The sequence below is a fragment of the Bacillus sp. AC266 genome (genome assembly GCF_979253805.1).
The window spans coordinates 19,350-35,795 of sequence record NZ_CEEDEC010000004.1 but is presented as its reverse complement, the minus strand read 5'-3'; the positions used below and the strand labels follow the sequence as shown (position 1 = coordinate 35,795).

The 16,446-nt window shown below is 37.1% G+C and carries 18 protein-coding genes; 12 read left to right on the top strand and 6 right to left on the bottom strand.

From position 1 onward, the window contains the following. The first annotated feature begins 21 nt into the window (after positions 1–21). From AC0IXC_RS17185 to AC0IXC_RS17170, 4 genes are all read left to right on the top strand, one after another. A complete protein-coding gene (locus tag AC0IXC_RS17185; protein ID WP_002034566.1) occupies positions 22–375 on the top strand; it encodes a HesB/IscA family protein in 354 nt (117 codons plus the stop codon). 268 nt (positions 376–643) lie between these two features. Next, entirely contained in the window at positions 644–1,402 is a 759-nt protein-coding gene (locus AC0IXC_RS17180) for a hypothetical protein (protein WP_326996213.1), read from the top strand. An 87-nt stretch (positions 1,403–1,489) separates the two neighbouring features. Next, a complete protein-coding gene (locus AC0IXC_RS17175) occupies positions 1,490–1,681 on the top strand; it encodes a hypothetical protein (RefSeq protein ID WP_137076099.1) in 192 nt (63 codons plus the stop codon). A gap of 377 nt (positions 1,682–2,058) precedes the next feature. After that, complete coding sequence (locus tag AC0IXC_RS17170; protein WP_002191062.1) at positions 2,059–2,412, top strand: YxeA family protein; 354 nt, start codon at positions 2,059–2,061, stop codon at positions 2,410–2,412. Positions 2,413–2,440: 28 nt separating this feature from the next. On the opposite strand, the gene AC0IXC_RS17165 is transcribed toward AC0IXC_RS17170, so the two are convergent. After that, positions 2,441–2,902 carry a 2-thiouracil desulfurase family protein gene (locus AC0IXC_RS17165; RefSeq protein WP_002191061.1) on the bottom strand — a complete coding sequence of 154 codons (462 nt, stop codon included), beginning with the start codon at positions 2,900–2,902 and terminating at the stop codon, positions 2,441–2,443. A 232-nt stretch (positions 2,903–3,134) separates the two neighbouring features. Here AC0IXC_RS17165 and AC0IXC_RS17160 point away from each other — a divergent pair, with 232 nt between their 5' ends. Beyond that, positions 3,135–4,016, top strand: a complete 882-nt coding sequence (locus AC0IXC_RS17160; protein WP_326996214.1) for a helix-turn-helix domain-containing protein — start codon at positions 3,135–3,137, stop codon at positions 4,014–4,016. Positions 4,017–4,033: 17 nt separating this feature from the next. On the opposite strand, the gene AC0IXC_RS17155 is transcribed toward AC0IXC_RS17160, so the two are convergent. The 3 genes from AC0IXC_RS17155 to AC0IXC_RS17145 all read right to left on the bottom strand — a co-directional run bounded on the left by AC0IXC_RS17155 (position 4,034) and on the right by AC0IXC_RS17145 (position 7,101). Beyond that, positions 4,034–5,281: an MFS transporter gene (locus AC0IXC_RS17155; protein ID WP_002034542.1), complete on the bottom strand. Its 1,248-nt coding sequence runs from the start codon at positions 5,279–5,281 to the stop codon at positions 4,034–4,036. A 175-nt stretch (positions 5,282–5,456) separates the two neighbouring features. Next, positions 5,457–5,933 carry a GyrI-like domain-containing protein gene (locus AC0IXC_RS17150; protein ID WP_033709549.1) on the bottom strand — a complete coding sequence of 159 codons (477 nt, stop codon included), beginning with the start codon at positions 5,931–5,933 and terminating at the stop codon, positions 5,457–5,459. 178 nt (positions 5,934–6,111) lie between these two features. Further along, positions 6,112–7,101, bottom strand: coding sequence for an NAD(P)/FAD-dependent oxidoreductase (locus tag AC0IXC_RS17145; RefSeq protein WP_012261913.1), 990 nt, complete (start codon positions 7,099–7,101; stop codon positions 6,112–6,114). Between the two features lie 464 nt (positions 7,102–7,565). Between AC0IXC_RS17145 and AC0IXC_RS17140 the strand changes: the two genes are divergently transcribed. The 5 genes from AC0IXC_RS17140 to pepA all read left to right on the top strand — a co-directional run bounded on the left by AC0IXC_RS17140 (position 7,566) and on the right by pepA (position 12,118). Beyond that, positions 7,566–8,774, top strand: a complete 1,209-nt coding sequence (locus AC0IXC_RS17140; protein ID WP_002067919.1) for an NAD(P)/FAD-dependent oxidoreductase — start codon at positions 7,566–7,568, stop codon at positions 8,772–8,774. Between the two features lie 120 nt (positions 8,775–8,894). Further along, entirely contained in the window at positions 8,895–9,401 is a 507-nt protein-coding gene (locus AC0IXC_RS17135; RefSeq protein WP_002015875.1) for an NUDIX hydrolase, read from the top strand. Then, positions 9,398–9,715, top strand: coding sequence for a YuiB family protein (locus tag AC0IXC_RS17130; protein ID WP_002089308.1), 318 nt, complete (start codon positions 9,398–9,400; stop codon positions 9,713–9,715). The genes AC0IXC_RS17135 and AC0IXC_RS17130 overlap by 4 nt, the downstream gene beginning before the upstream one ends. An 86-nt stretch (positions 9,716–9,801) precedes the next feature. Further along, entirely contained in the window at positions 9,802–10,428 is a 627-nt protein-coding gene (locus AC0IXC_RS17125; protein WP_033709844.1) for a 3D domain-containing protein, read from the top strand. A 205-nt stretch (positions 10,429–10,633) separates the two neighbouring features. Further along, positions 10,634–12,118, top strand: a complete 1,485-nt coding sequence (gene pepA / locus AC0IXC_RS17120; protein ID WP_215590316.1) for a cytosol aminopeptidase — start codon at positions 10,634–10,636, stop codon at positions 12,116–12,118. A 168-nt stretch (positions 12,119–12,286) separates the two neighbouring features. Here the strand turns inward: pepA and cdaS are convergent, their stop codons facing one another. Then, positions 12,287–12,892, bottom strand: coding sequence for a sporulation-specific diadenylate cyclase CdaS (gene cdaS / locus AC0IXC_RS17115; RefSeq protein ID WP_002034547.1), 606 nt, complete (start codon positions 12,890–12,892; stop codon positions 12,287–12,289). 143 nt (positions 12,893–13,035) lie between these two features. On the opposite strand from cdaS, the gene AC0IXC_RS17110 reads away from it, so the two are divergent. Both AC0IXC_RS17110 and galU read left to right on the top strand, forming a co-directional pair. Further along, positions 13,036–14,760, top strand: a complete 1,725-nt coding sequence (locus AC0IXC_RS17110) for a phospho-sugar mutase (protein WP_471653074.1) — start codon at positions 13,036–13,038, stop codon at positions 14,758–14,760. Between the two features lie 152 nt (positions 14,761–14,912). Then, positions 14,913–15,800, top strand: coding sequence for a UTP--glucose-1-phosphate uridylyltransferase GalU (gene galU, locus AC0IXC_RS17105; protein ID WP_002015869.1), 888 nt, complete (start codon positions 14,913–14,915; stop codon positions 15,798–15,800). A 45-nt stretch (positions 15,801–15,845) separates the two neighbouring features. On the opposite strand, the gene AC0IXC_RS17100 is transcribed toward galU, so the two are convergent. Next, entirely contained in the window at positions 15,846–16,439 is a 594-nt protein-coding gene (locus AC0IXC_RS17100; protein WP_002015867.1) for a biotin transporter BioY, read from the bottom strand. Positions 16,440–16,446 lie beyond the last annotated feature (7 nt).

The following is a 16,446-nucleotide window of genomic DNA, read 5'->3' as shown; positions in this document are numbered from 1 at the left end:
ACAGAAAGGATGGTGTATTTCATGATTGAAGTAACAGAACAAGCAGCTTTTCAAATTAAAGATATGTTAAAAGATGCTGAAGATGGAGAGAAGTACGTGCGCCTTGCTGTACATGGCGGCGGATGTAGTGGTCTTTCTTACGGCTTAGGATTTGAAGTAGAACCAAAAGAAGACGACACAGTTCTTGAGTTTTTCGGTGTTGAATTTGTTATCGATAAAGAAAGTGCTCCGATTGTAAAGGGAGTGAAAGTTGACTATAAGCAATCTATGCTTGGCGGCGGATTCACAATCGACAATCCAAACGCGATCGCATCATGTGGATGCGGATCATCTTTCCGTACAGCGTCGAATGCTGGTAAGCCAGAAGATTGCTAAGTTTTTTCATCCCTTTATTCTAAGTGGAAATTGAATGGGTAGGTTGCATATAAAGACCTTCTTAGCGATGAAACCAAATCGTTAAGAAGGTCTTTTCTTTTGCGCTAAAAAGAAAAAGAGCATGACAAAGATAACGAATATATGCAAGAAGAAGGATAAAGAGGATGCATGAAGGTGCAGGCCATATCAAATTGTATAGAACTGACTCGTTCCATATTAATTAAAATACGCTGATTACTAGAAATTAAAAACTACCGGAGGAATTACAATGAAGTCATTTAAGAAAGTACTGGTATTAGGGATGACGTTGGTTACAGCATCAATATTTGGAGCTTGTTCTAACGATACAGACGTGTTAACAAAAGCGGGAGCAAAGCAACAGGTGAAATCGGAAGCGGAAGTACTAAAAGAACAGAAGGAAACCCCTATGACTACGAGCGAACGTGACAGCATTAAATATGAGGACGCTACATCGTCACAGAAGCGTTATATTTCTCGTGACGAAGCCGAAAAGATTGAGGAAGGCATGACATATACGGATATTCTTAATACGATTGACTACGGTGGTGAGAACATAAAACATTATAATAACAAGGAAAAACGCGTGTTTTATACTGAAAAGGATACGGATGGTACATATGAAATTATGGTTGAATTAAATACATATGGTTACGTTGTTAATATTGAACGCACTGCTATAAAGGATGCGGATAAAGAGAGTCAGGTATCTACGAAAAGCAGTGAAGAGCCTGTAAAGGAATATGAAGAAAAAAACGACCGCGTACCGTGGTATAAAGATGTAAATAACGATTCGGCGGAAGTAGACTATAATCACTATTTGAAAATCAGAAAAGGTATGCCTGCGAATCAAGTAAAAGCTGCGATTGGACAGCCACGTATGATTGAGAAATATAAATCGTATTCAGTATACGGCTATACCGGTTATGGCGGCGAAGGAACATTACGTGTAATATTCGAACCGAATGGAACTGTTACGCAGGTAGTAGAAGATGGATTACAACGATAATAAATTAATTACGGGAACAATTGCAGTAAAGTTGTCGGTGGCTTTATAAAGTCTTGGAGAGAGAACCGTGAGTAATCGGAGAGGACAATGATGAACGAAGATAAGATAACGATAATTATGCTAGCAGTATTAACGATAGCGTTAGTATTTGTTGGGGTTTCATCCAAATTCAATATCCTCATTGTGGACGCTATCGCCGTACTATTTTTGTTGATAGCTACTGCAGTAGGCGCAGCGGTTGTAACAGAACGTAGATTGCGCAAAATGAATCGGAAGTAGCAGTTTTTTGTACGAGCGGGAGGGGACGCAAGATCGACGATATTTTTGAATTCGTAGGAAGATATGTGATTAAACCTATAATTAGATTTGTAAGTTACCTTGTAATTGATATCATAATAGAGTGCGTAATAGAAGGTGTAATAAGCGGTATAAGGAAATTACGTGATAAGATTCGTGACAAGTGGAAAAATTAGCGTTAATAGATTGTCATGACTAGGCTAGATGAGTGTCAATAACGTTTTCAATGAAAAAACACTGATTAAAGTTTTAATTTACTATCTTACAAAAGTGTAATGTTCATGTCATGTTTTTGAATTTCTTCTTTAAAGCTTAGGCTTTAAGATAACAATATAAGAAAAACATATGAGGTGAAGGAAATGAAAAGATATATTGCACTTTTTAGTATTTTAGTTGTATTCGCAAGTTTGTTAGTTGGCTGTGATTTAAACCGTATGGGTAAAGATGAGTATTACGTTCAAATTACAGTAGATGGAAAAGAATATAATGGTAAAGCTGATAATGGTCAGCCGTATAAAGATTACGAATATAAACTAACTGGTTTTGATAAAGATGGTAAAGAGAAAGAATTAGAATTCATAGCGCAAAAAAATCTTCGTAAAGAAGCATTCCTACGCGTATACCACTCAGATAAAAAAGGTGTAACAGCTTGGGAAGAAGTGAAAAAGGACGAGCTTCCAGCGAAAGTGAAAGAAAAACTAGGTGCGAAATAAGACAGAAAAAAGGAATTGACGAACAGGGTCAATTCCTTTTTTTACTTTCAAAATCCTCTTCTGAAATGACTTTAAATCCGTGTCTTTTAAATAAAGCAGTTGTCACTCCGTAACCAGTTTGTTTATTGCCGTTAAATTCCCCTGTGTAAATAGTAGAACTACCACAAGATGGACTGCGTTCTTTTAAAATTATATATTCTGGGTTTAAATCTTTTATTTGTTCTAATGCTTTATAAGCACCACGCACGAAAGCCTCCGTGACATCTTGTCCTTCTTTCGTCATTACTTTTGCTTTTCCATCTAAAACATCATCGCCATTACCGCCGATAATTTCAGCAGAAGGGCGTGGTGTTGGTAAACCGCCTAATACTTCGGGACAAACAAGGATGGTATCTTCCCTTTGTAATAACTCTTCTATTTTTGAAACGAGATTATCGTTACCGTCATAACGACAAGCGATACCACCTAAACAAGCGCTAATTACAATCATATTTTCATCTCCAATAAAATGAAACTTTAATCAGTGGGGGTTTTGTCCATCCCCCACTGATTATTAGCCCACACCAATCGGGCTTTTACGGGCAGTTGATCTCCCACCTAACCTCCTCGCATTCGCCGAATCTGGAGGTGGGAGTCTTACTGCCCGTTAATGCGGGATAAAAAATATTAAATATCACGCCAATTTCTCTTCCTATTTCTTACCTATAAGTGAGGTGATAAAAATGGGAAGCTTATATAATTTAATGAAACCATATAGTCAATTTCGAAGTAAAGAAGAGTTTAATACATATCAAAAACAAGTTTTGAAGTGCTATCGATTTCAATTGAATAAAACGGATGCTATCATTATTCATTTTTTAGGAAAGTATGCAGTGAATGAGAAACAGAAAACAGTGGGAGTTGCTTGTCCGTTAATGGAGACGATTGCTACAAATGTTGGAAAGAGTATTCGTACGGTACGCCGCTCGATTGCAAAGTTAGAGGAACTAGGGATTATAAAACGTGTTGCGACAAAAGAAAGATATAAGCGCGGGGGATATAGTGCAAACTTATATGTATTTCTTAAATCTGCAATTGACCGCATGGATGACCGTATGAAAATGTCCGCATGTGAAAGTGATGATCGTACAGATGGCTGTAGTGGAAACGAGCAAAAAAATGAGGGGGAAACAATTCTTTCTAAAAACATTCCACAAATAAAAGAGAAAAGAAAAGTAACGTACGAGCTTGATGAAACGTATTGTCGTCACGATATACCGAAGCCTTTTATATACGCACTGGTGCCGATGACGAGTAATCCGAAGAAGATTAATATATTTTGGAGTAAGGTGGAACTTGCTTATAAAAAGAGCGGATTACTAGAGCAAGGTGCTTTATTAGAGGGAATATTAGCTGATGAAGAAGTGCGTGGGAATTTAATTTGGAGGGTGAAAAGTGTTGTGAGGGCGTATAAGTACGGAGAAATTCGTAAAGATGTTGGAGCACTATTGTATAGTACGATGCGAGATTTATTTTTAGAAATTGGATTAGAGTGGGGAGCGGCATTAAGGAGAAGTAAGGGAATACCGTTATTCGATCCATTTAAAAAAGAGCCATGCGTATAATACATGACTCCAAGTAGCTAATCGAACTTTCTTACAACTGGAACACGAATTGCTACAAATAGTACAAAGACGATAACAGCGATTGCACCGCTTTTCATAACCGTTACAATTGGAATGCCTATCCCAAGTGCAAGCGATGTAAATGCGTAAGAGAGCGGAATGAATCCCATCGATGAAAGCATGAGTAAACTCATAACGCGTCCCATCATCTCTTCTTTTACTGTTGATTGAATCATTGCCATAAGTGGAACGATAGCCATCGCAATTGTAATACCGTAAAACATTCCAGCTAATAACGCTTGCCAAAGTACGGTGCTAAAGTTGATGGCTAGGAAGAATACACCAGACAGTAGCATCATGATAATACAAAATAGACCACGTCTGCGGTTAATGTTTTTTAATCCGACAATGACAGCTCCTATCGCCATCCCGCCGCCAACAGACGCTTCTAAGTAACTAAACTGAAGTGAATCACCGTGCAGAACGTTTTTGACGAAGAGCGGGAAGCCTACTTGCATTGGGCCGATTAAAAATAAATTTAAAAAGGCGCTACATATAAGGAAAGTTGAAAGAAATGGTGATTCTTTTACATATGAAATTCCCTCTTTAATAGAAGTAAACATGCCTTTATCTGTTTCATTTTTTTCGGGTACTGTAAATTGTATTTTTTGAACGAGTATCGCAGCGATAATGAGTAGCAGGATTGTAATTGAAAAGATTGTTTCATAGTTCGTAAATTTAATGAGAATACCGCCAAGTACAGGGCCCAAGATGACCGATCCTTGGTTTGTCATTTGAGTAAGTGAATTTGCTTGTGTTAAACGGCTTTTTTCTACAAGTTCAGGCAGAATAGATCCATCTGCTGACCAGAAGAAAGCGTCAGCAAGTCCGAAGAACAAAGCGAACAAAGCAAATGTATATAGTGTTACATCACCGACGATGAACCAGGTGAGAATGGTTGCGACAAGAATAGCGCGAATAATATTAGAGTAAAACATAATATTTTTTTTCGGGAATTTATCAGCTAATGCTCCGCCGATAATCATAAAGATGAGCCTTGGAACACTAAGAGCCACGAAAACAATACCGAGTGAAGCCTCAAGGTTTAATGTTTTTGCTATGTACCATGTTTGTGAAAAAGTAAAAAAGGCTAAAGCAAAGCTTGAAAAGAGAGTAGCTGCCCAAAGAAAAAGGAAATTCGTATTTTTTAATAACGGTTTTCCGCTTCCTTCTAAAGCAGATTTATTTTGTTGTAGTTCCTCCATATTGCTTCCTTTCTATGTACCAAATTTAGACTGAAAAACCTATTAACAATCGTTTTATACAGTTTCTAATATTTCTATACTGCACTTTCTCATTGTAGACAATAATAATGAATTTGCACAGTGGCTATTTAACGACAAAAAAGAAGATACCAAAGGGTATCCTCTTTTTTGTCATTCACGCTAAAGCAATATAAATATCCACTTGTACGTTATTTGGATCTACTGCATTTTCGTCATAAAGCTCAAAGTCTGTTGTAAAAGCACGTTTGTTTTCTTTCGACCATTGCCAAATATATTCCCAAGTTTCACAAATGACTTCAGACACAGGACCTTTTCTCGTTGTAAACACCGCATACGTTGCAGTAGGTATTGTTAAGGCTGTCATATTTTCAGGAACGTCTTCTAATGAAGAAACAGGCATGCCAATAGTAAATTGATATGTACCAGTTTCATCTGATTCGTAGTTTGAGTAGAAAGCGAATGTTTCTTTTGTTTGTTGATTTGGGATGTGATGCATGATTTGTTCTTGGAAGTATTGGTTCCAAAGCCCTGGGATTTTTCCTTCAGTAGATGCCTCTTTTTCATTTGTCGTCGTAATAGAAACGCCGATTGCTTGGAAAGCTTCTTTCTTAATGATAATAGGTTCTTTCATTATAAAATTTCCCTCCATTGAATGAAACGTATGTTCTGTTTAATTGTAACATATTTTAGGAGTATGTGGTATTTTTTTCTAAAGTACATAGCTGTGAAGAAAGAGAGGTAATTTGGATTAGGGATCTTTATAACAAAAGAACTCCTTTCATGTAAAAGGAGCTCTTTTCATTTCTATATTAAAACATACTTGAGCTATGCATTGGTTGAAGTTTTGCGTTTGGATCGAAGTAAGCTTTTGCATTGTTTACTGCTGTAGGTGCTTCACCAAAGCCGCAAGCAATGAGTTTTACTTTTCCTTCATATGTACAAATGTCACCAGCAGCGTAAATGCCAGGAATATTTGTTTCCATTTTTGAGTTCACGAGGATGCTGTTTTTTTGAATATCTAAGCCCCAATTTTTAATTGGACCAAGTGAAGAAACGAAGCCGTAGTTTACGATTACGTCATCAACATCGATGATAATTTTTTCTTCTGTTTTTACGTGCTGAAGAACAACTTGTTCAATAGTATCATCACCGATAAGTTCAACTGGAACGTAAGGTGTGCTTACTTCTGCACGGGAATTCATTAAGCTTTCTACGCTATGTTCATGTGCACGGAATTTATCGCGGCGATGAGCAATTGTAACTTTGTCCGCAATCGGTTCTAACATCATTGTCCAATCTACTGCTGAGTCACCACCGCCGAATACAACGACGCGTCTTCCAGCAAATTTATTCATATCATCAACGAAATAATGTAAGTTTTTCTTTTCATATTTTGCTGTGCCTTCTAATTCTAAGCGGCGTGGCTGGAACGCACCATTACCAGCAGTAATAATGACAGATTTAGAGTAGTGAGTTTGTTTATTTGTAACAAGCTTAAATATACCGTCAGCTTGTTTTTCAAGAGTATCAACAGCTTCTTCTAAGCAAACGGTTGGATCGAACTTTTTCATTTGTTCTTTTAAGTTATCAACTAACTCTTGTGCGCGCACTTTTGGGAATCCAGCTACATCATAAATATATTTTTCGGGATATAGCGCGGATAATTGCCCTCCAAGTTGAGGTAAGCTTTCGATAATTTTTACACTTGCTTGTCTCATTCCGCCATAAAATGCGGTGAATAGTCCTGTTGGGCCACCACCAATAATCGTTATGTCGTAAACTTTTTGATTTTCTGTCATTTTCATTCCCCCTATAGATGATGGAATTTTAATATTGATTTCATATATTGTTCATATGTACATGAAAATCCTGCAAATGATGACACTTTCAAATAAATGATAGCATATTTCAGTTAATAATACTTCTGAAAACGACTGAATAATAAGTAAGTTTGCGCATAGATGTTTTAGAATTGTATAAAATATAGCGAAAGGAAAATACATGAAAAAAAGGCTGAAAAACCCTTGAAAACGCTATGTTATTTTAAAATATTGATAATTCTCTAGGTGCTTGAATTATGGAATGAAACCGACTAATATAGGGAAGTATTATGTTAAATTTCTATGACAAATTTCGTACGATTTTTTGACTGCGTTTTGTTATGATATAGAATGTGATAAATTCCACATTCTTGACAAATAGAGTTTTTAGTACTTGGTATTATTTTTTATTACTATTATATAAAGAAAAGGGTTGTGATTTAGTGAAGACTCCAAAAATCGTAGTTTTAGGTGCAGGTTATGGCGGGATGATTACGACTGTTCGTCTGCAAAAAACATTATCTGTAAGTGAAGCTGAAATTACGTTAGTAAACAACAACAGCTATCACTACCAAGCAACTTGGTTACATGAGAGTGCAGCTGGTACATTACAAGATGATAAAATCTGTCTAGATATTCAAGACGTTATCGATACAAATAAAGTGAACTTTGTACAAGATACAGTAGTAGAGATTAAAGCTGCTGAAAAACGTATTATCTTAAAAGATGGTGAATTAGAGTATGATTACTTAGTAATCGGTCTTGGTTTCGAATCAGAAACGTTTGGAATTAAAGGATTAAAAGAGCATGCATTCTCAATCACTAACATTAATGCAACTCGTCAAATTCGTGAGCATATGGAAGAAAAATTCGCTCAATATGCGACTGAAAAACGTGATGAGTTAGTAACAATCGTTGTTGGTGGCGCTGGATTTACTGGTATCGAGTACGTAGGTGAGCTTGCAAACCGTATTCCTGAACTTTGCAAAGAGTACGATGTTCCACGTGAAAAAGCACGTATCATCTGTGTAGAAGCTGCTCCAACAGCACTTCCTGGTTTCGATCCAGCATTAGTAGAGTACGCTGTAAAACAACTTGAGAAAAAAGGTGTAGAATTCCGCATCGGTACAGCAATTAAGGAAGCAACTGAAGAAGGTATTATCGTTGCCAACGGTGATGATGCTGAACTTCTTAAATCTGAAACTGTAGTTTGGGCTGCAGGTGTTCGTGGTAATGGTATTGTGGAAGAGTCTGGATTTGAAGCAATGCGCGGACGTATTAAAGTGGATGAGTACATGCACGCACCGGGTCATGAAGATGTATTCATGGTTGGTGATGCAGCGTTAATCATCAACGAAGAAATTAACCGTCCATACCCACCAACAGCACAGATTGCAATTCAAGAAGGTTATAATATTGCACACAATTTAACTGTGTTAGTTCGCGGCAAAGGTGAAATGAAAAAGTTCGCATTTGATAATAAAGGATCTGTATGTTCATTAGGTCATGACGATGCAATGGGCGTTGTTATGGGCAAAAAGTTAACAGGTTGGAAAGCTTCATTCATGAAGAAAGTAATCGACAACCGTTACTTATTCTTACTAGGCGGACCTTTATTAGTTCTTAAAAAAGGTAAATTGAAGTTCTTTTAATATATAGTAGAAAAAGCAGAAACGGCTATGAGCTGTTTCTGCTTTTTTCGTATTGAAAATATAGTATAATATATAAAAAAGAAAGAATATTCTGTTCGTTTTGATGGAGGAGGTTATATCATGGGGAAGCGAGGGAAAGTGTGGTTAGCTGTCAGTGGCTTAGTAGCTACAGAAGATGGGAGATGGCTATTCGTTAAGAAAAAATACGGTGGATTGAAAGGGCAATGGTCTTTACCTGCTGGTTTTGTTAATGAAGGCGAGACTGTTGATGAAGCTGTGAAACGTGAAATTTTGGAAGAGACAGGCATTGTTGCTCATGTAAAGGGGATTATTGGTATTCGCTCAGGTGTTATTCATAATGAAATTAGTGATAATATGATTATTTTTCTTCTAGAGCCAGAGGGAGAAGACGTTATCGTACAGGAGAAAGAATTGTCGGAAGTAGCTTTTTTACATCCAGAAAATATTGCAGATGATCAAAATACTTCTGTACTCATCAAATATTTATTAGAAGGAAGAGCAGAGTCGCATTTTGAAATGGACAAAACATTAAATCCAGGAGAGCAATTTGGTTATACGGCTTATCATGTGTTTACGGCGTATGCGAAGGAGAGGGAGAAGAAGTGAGTATACCGGTACTACTTATTTCAATGATGTTGTTCTTTATTTTATTTTTTGGAATTGGATTTTTACTCAACATGATTTTGCGAGCTACGTGGGTAATGGTTATTGTATATCCGATTATTTGTATGCTTATTATTAATAAAGCGAGTGTATGGGACTATTTTTCAAAGCCAAAAGAAACATTTTCTTCATTTGGGACAAGTGTATCGCATTTAGGACACGCAGATGTGTTTATTCTATCTACTGGATTAGTAGGTGCTGCTTTAGCAGGAATTATAATTAAAAAACTTCGGAAAAGTGGATATCAAATGTTTTAATCTCCAATCAATTTGGAGATTATTTTTTTGCATATTCCTTCATCGTATAGGGAATGATTAACGATGAAGGAGTGTGGAATATAAAAATGTTAAAACGATATTGTATTCGCATTATGATGACTTGTTTACTTGCATTCGCATTATGCGTAACATGGCAGGCTTTCACAGGAGTTTCTTTAGTAGAGATTATAAAATCATATGAAGGAACAAGTGTAAAAGAAGTACATGCAGCAGAAATTGAGAAAAAAATTGCTCCGAGTAAAGAAGTGATAAATGCTTTAGAGCAGGCAAATGACTGGTCTAAATATCGTGTTATAGAAATGACTGCAACTGGTTATACATCAGGTATAGAGTCAACTGGAAAGAGGCCGGGGCATCCAGAGTATGGCATTACATATTCAGGTGTTAAAGCAAAAAGGGATTTATATTCCACAATCGCTGCCGATTTACGCGTATTCCCGCTTGGGACAATTCTATTCGTGCCAGGTTACGGATATGGTGTTGTAGCTGATAAGGGCGGTGCTATAAAAGGAAATCGTCTCGATTTATATTATGATACGGTGAAAGATGTTTATAGCCAATGGGGTAAGAAAAAAGTAAATGTGTATATAGTGAAAATAGGAAATGGCAAGTTTTCGGAAGAAGAGTTAACGATGTTAAATCAAGACGAAACGATGCAAGTGTTTCGTGGACAATATTTAAAACAAAGATAGTCTAGTGGTAATAACGCTAGACTTTTTTCTTGTCTTATTTCACCATAGAAGATATTGGAGATAGTATCTTTATCCTGCTATTTGCGGCCGGTAAAACCCCCACTGATTAAAGTTTCACTTTATATGAAATAACAGAATTTAGAATTGTCGCATTTTATCGAAAATAAAGTTATAATGGACGTAGAGAAATTTAGGGGGTCTGAACATGTTTCGAGTACAAAAAGAATTAGTAAGTCATGAAGCGGTAATTGTTGCCTTATTTGAAGAAGATAAAAAGAGTAGCTTTGTACAAGAACTGGATAAAGTGTTTGAAGGACAATTACAAGTTTTATTAGAAGAAAAAGAACTTTCAACTAAGAAGAAAGCCATTTCAAAAGTACATAGCTTAGGAAAAACAAATGTTAAACGTTATTATTTTGTTGGTTTAGGTAAGAAAGAGTCATATACAACGGAAACGTTACGTGCTGCTCTTGGTAAGGCGTTTAAAGCGTTACAAGCAGCAAAAGTACAAGATGCAGCAATCTTACTTGATTCTTTCGTGACAGATAAATTAGATGCGATTGATGTAGCTCATATTGCGGCAGAAGTACAAGGTCTTGGTACATATGAATTACAAACGTATAAATCAGATAAAAAGGATCGTGTAGAATTAGAGAAGTTTACGGCTATTACAGCAGAAGATGCACAAGAAATTGAAGCAGCATTAACGGTAGGATACGTACATGGACGTGCAACGAATTCAGCTCGTACGCTTGTAAATATGCCGCCAAACGTATTAACAGCGACAAAGCTTGCTGAGTATGCAGTTGAATTAGCAGAAAAATACGATATGGATTATAAGGTTCTTGAGAAAGAAGAGATGGAAGAGCTTGGTATGGGTGCATTACTTGCAGTAAACCAAGGATCTACTGAACCGCCAAAAATGATCGCTCTTATTTATAAAGGAAAAGAAGAGTGGAAAGATGTAATTGGATTTGTTGGAAAAGGGATTACATATGATACAGGCGGTTATTCTTTAAAACCACGTGAAGGCATGGTTGGTATGAAAGGTGATATGGGCGGAGCTGCAGCTGTTCTTGGCGCGATGGAGATCATCGGTGAACTTCGCCCAGAGCAAAATGTAATTGCTGTTATTCCATCAACTGACAACGTTGTAAGTGGTACAGCATTTAAGCCAGATGATGTTATTACATCTATGAGCGGAAAAACAATTGAAGTATTAAATACAGATGCAGAAGGTCGCCTAGCGTTAGCTGACGGTATTACGTATGCGAAGAAACTTGGCGCAAATTACTTAGTTGATGTTGCAACATTAACAGGCGGTGTAATTGTTGCACTTGGAAATCATACAACAGGCGCGATGACAAATAATGAAGAATTGTTTGAACAAGTGTTAGAGGCTTCTATGGAAACGGATGAGCCAATTTGGCAATTGCCGATTTTTGAACGTGATAAAGAACGTGTCAAAAACAGTAAATTTGCTGATTTAAATAACTCACCAGGCCGTGAAGGACATGCGGTTATGGCTGGGGCATTCCTTGGTGAATTTGCAGAAGAAACACCATGGGTACACTTAGACATCGCTGGAACATCTGAAACATCAGGAGCACATGATTTAGGACCATCTGGAGCAACAGGTGCAATGGTGCGTACACTTGCAACACTTGTTGAGCGTTTCGGAGAAGAATAATTTTTGAAGAAAAGGCTGTCTCAAATTTTTGGGATAGCCTTTTCTTATTGATATGGTATGACTATTGTCAGTTTTTGTCGGTAAGTCGATATATTTGGAGTTACGGTTAATATAATTTCATTTACTATTTTACCGTTCCAAAAAGTGCTACATAGCTAAAGATTCGTCCTATAAAGAAATCGTATATAACGTCCCACCTAAAGCGAATGAAGTACGCCCTGTTTCCTCAGAGACAACTAATATAAGTGCATCAATTTTCTCGGATAAGCCAATTGCAGCCCTATGACGTGTTCCTAGCTCAGGATTGATTTCCATGCTTTTTGTTAATGGGAGAATATTAGCTGCTGAGACAATATGATTATTTTTAATGAGAACGGCTCCGTCATGAAGAGGGTTCCCTGGATAAAAAATCGATTCAAGTAGTGGCGCGGTTAAGTGTGCGTTTAATGTCGTTCCAGTTTGAATGAAAGACTCAAGAGCGTCACTTCGTTCCACAATAATAAGAGCACCGTGTTTTCGAGCGCTTAAATGTTGGACAGCTGTAGTGATGAAATGTGAACTTTCCGTATAAGGTGATAAATATGCTTGAATATAATATGTAGCTGCTAACGTTTGTACATTTGTTAGCATATGATGAATATCTTCCATTTTACATAAAATACATTCATCTTCTTTATCGATTGCATGCTTCATGTTTGATAATTCTTTTTCAGCAATTTCAATCATCTGCTTTGTTTTTATTTTGAGCTCTTCTGACAAGCCCCATTCTTGCATAATCCTCATTCCCTTTGGTGGAGTATTTAACCATAGTGTATACAAATATTTATAGTAAAATCCTGCTAGATTTTAAAAAATATTGAGATTCAGGTTGTTTTTTTCATATAATGAAGGTACGACAGGCGAGAGGAGATGGAAGTATGAATTGGAAACAAGAATTTAGTCGCTGGCTTTCATATGCAGAATTAGACGCAGAATTAAAAGAACAGCTAGAAAACATGAAGCAAGATGAGAAGAAAATCGAGGATAGCTTTTATAAAAATCTAGAGTTCGGAACAGGTGGTATGCGTGGTGAACTTGGTGCTGGTACGAACCGTTTAAATATATATACAGTTCGTAAAGCAACAAAAGGATTAGCTATGTTTATTGAAAAATTAGGTGAAGAAGCGAAAAAACGCGGTGTTGTTGTCGCGTATGATTCTCGTCATAAATCACCTGAATTCGCAATGGAAGTAGCTGCTACTCTTGGTGCACACGGTATTACAACATATGTATTTGAAAGCTTACGTCCAACACCAGTGCTTTCTTTCGCAGTTCGTCATTTACATACAGCAAGTGGAATCGTTCTTACGGCAAGCCATAATCCGCCCGAATATAACGGTTATAAAGTATATGGTGAAGATGGTGGCCAGTTGCCTCCAAAGGAAGCTGATGAGTTAATTAGCTACGTAAATGCAGTAGAGAATGAATTAACAGTTGAAGTTGCTGATGTTGAGCAATTAAAAGCTGACGGTTTATTACATATAATTGGACAAGAAGTAGATGATGCGTATGCAGCAGAATTGAACAATGTCATTATTAATAAAGAGATGGTGAAAGAAGTAGGAAAAGATTTGAAAATCGTCTTTACACCATTGCATGGAACATCAAATATTTCGGTACGCCGTGGTTTAGAAGAAGTTGGATTTACAGATGTAACAGTTGTAAAAGAGCAAGAGTTACCAGATCCAAATTTCTCTACAGTAAAATCACCAAACCCAGAAGAGCATGCAGCGTTTGAGTATGCAATTCGCGACGGTGAAAAAGTAGGCGCAGATGTGTTAATCGCAACAGATCCTGATGCAGACCGTCTAGGTGTAGCAGTTCGCAATCATGATGGTGAGTTCCAAGTATTAACTGGTAACCAAACAGGTGCGTTAATGCTTGATTACTTATTATCACAAAAGAAGGAAAACGGAACGCTTCCAGAAAACGGTGTTGTTTTAAAAACAATCGTAACGTCTGAAATTGGCCGTACAATCGCAAAAGCATACGGTTTAGATACAGTTGATACGTTAACTGGATTTAAATTTATCGGTGAAAAAATTAAACAGTATGAAGAAAGCGGACAATATGAATTCCAATTCGGTTATGAGGAAAGCTACGGTTATTTAATCCGTCCATTCTGCCGTGATAAAGACGCGGTGCAATCCGTCCTATTTGCATGTGAAGTAGCTGCATACTACAAATCACAAGGTAAAACGTTATACGATGGTCTGCTAGAAGTATTTAAGAAGTATGGGTTCTTCCGTGAGGACCTTGTATCGTTAACGTTAAAAGGAAAAGATGGTGCCGAACAGATTCAAAAGATGATGGCAACATTCCGTGAGAATCCTCCGAAAGAAGTAGCTGGTTTAACAGTCGTTGCAGTTGAGGATTATAAAGAAAGCATCATTACAACGTTACAAGATGGAAATAAGGAAGAGATTCACTTACCGAAATCAAATGTGTTAAAATATCAATTAGAAGATGGTTCTTGGTTCTGCTTACGTCCATCTGGAACAGAGCCGAAAATTAAATTCTACTTTGGTGTACAAGATGATTCCTTACAAAATAGTGAACAAAAGTTACTTACTATTAAAGAAGATATTATGAATCGTTTATAATAGAATAGAATGCTACTGATAGGAAAAGAGGAGAACGGAGAACGGCCTCCTCTTTTCTTGTAGTTTTGTTTGATGTAGAGGATTATTACGAGCGAGTGTTATAAATTTGCACTTTACTAAGAGAATTAGAATGAAAAGCGAGGGTATTTGTCATGAAAAAAGTGAGAAAAGCAATTATCCCGGCAGCGGGATTAGGAACACGCTTTTTACCAGCAACGAAAGCAATGCCAAAAGAAATGCTTCCAATTGTAGATAAACCAACAATTCAATACATCGTAGAAGAAGCAGTAAAATCAGGCATCGAAGATATTATTATCGTTACTGGTAAAGGAAAGCGCTCTATCGAAGATCATTTTGATAACGCATTTGAATTAGAGCAAAACTTATTAGAGAAGAAAAAGTATGAGTTACTTGAAAAAGTACAAGCTTCTTCTAAAATGGTAGATATCCATTACATTCGACAAAAAGAACCAAAAGGATTAGGACATGCTGTTTGGTGCGCACGTAAATTCATTGGTGATGAGCCGTTTGCAGTATTATTAGGCGATGATATCGTTCAAGCTGAAAAACCATGTTTACGTCAATTAATGGACGAGTATGACAAAACACTTTCTTCTGTTATTGGTGTACAAACTGTTCCTGAAGCAGAAACACATCGCTACGGAATTATTGATCCGTTAGAGCAAGAGGGACGTCGTTATCAAGTTCGTAAATTCGTTGAAAAACCAGCGCAAGGTACTGCGCCTTCAAACTTAGCGATTATGGGACGTTACATTTTAACTCCTGAAATCTTTATGTTCTTGGAACAGCAACAAGTTGGAGCGGGTGGCGAAATTCAGTTAACGGATGCAATTCAAAGCTTAAATGAAATTCAACGTGTATTTGCATATGATTTTGAAGGAAAGCGTTATGACGTTGGTGAAAAATTAGGATTCGTTCAAACGACAATTGAAATGGCATTGCAGCACCCAGAATTACGTGATGATATGCTAGTAATGATGAAGAAAGTTTTAGACGAGCAAATGAAGCAAGAGTCTTAATATAATAAACAAGGAGCTGTTCCTATAGGAACAGCTCCTTGTTTATTATGAAATCGTCGAATGAGAATGCTGATAAGCAGAACGACGTACAGCATAGTATATGCGAGGTGCGATAATGGCGCCGATAATTGTAAACGCAATATCCTTTACTGCGAACCACATCATAATCATCCAGGCAGCTTTATAACTCATATTACCACCCATGAAAATATTGACTGCCCCGTACATATAAGTAGTACCGATAATATACGTTAAAATGATTCCGACGAAAGAAGAAATTGCAAAGGTGCTGAATGTTGGTCGTTCTTTTTGTTCTACTAGTTTTCCTGATACGTAAGCAACGATAATAAATGCGATAATAAAACCACCAGTAGGATCTAAAAGTGCTCCAAATCCAGCTTTGAAGTTAGCGAAGATTGGCGCACCTGCTACTCCAACAAGCATGTAAACAGTCATTGATAATGCCCCAAGTCTACTCCCGAGAAGAAGACCTGCTAAAATTGCGAAAAATGGTTGCATAGATAATGGAATGCCCGCTATTTGTAAGAATGGTGCCCACGATACAATATTTGCACCAATAGCCATAAGAGCGACGAACATGGCAGCTAATGCTAAATCTAAAACATGAAGCTTCTTCATAATGTTA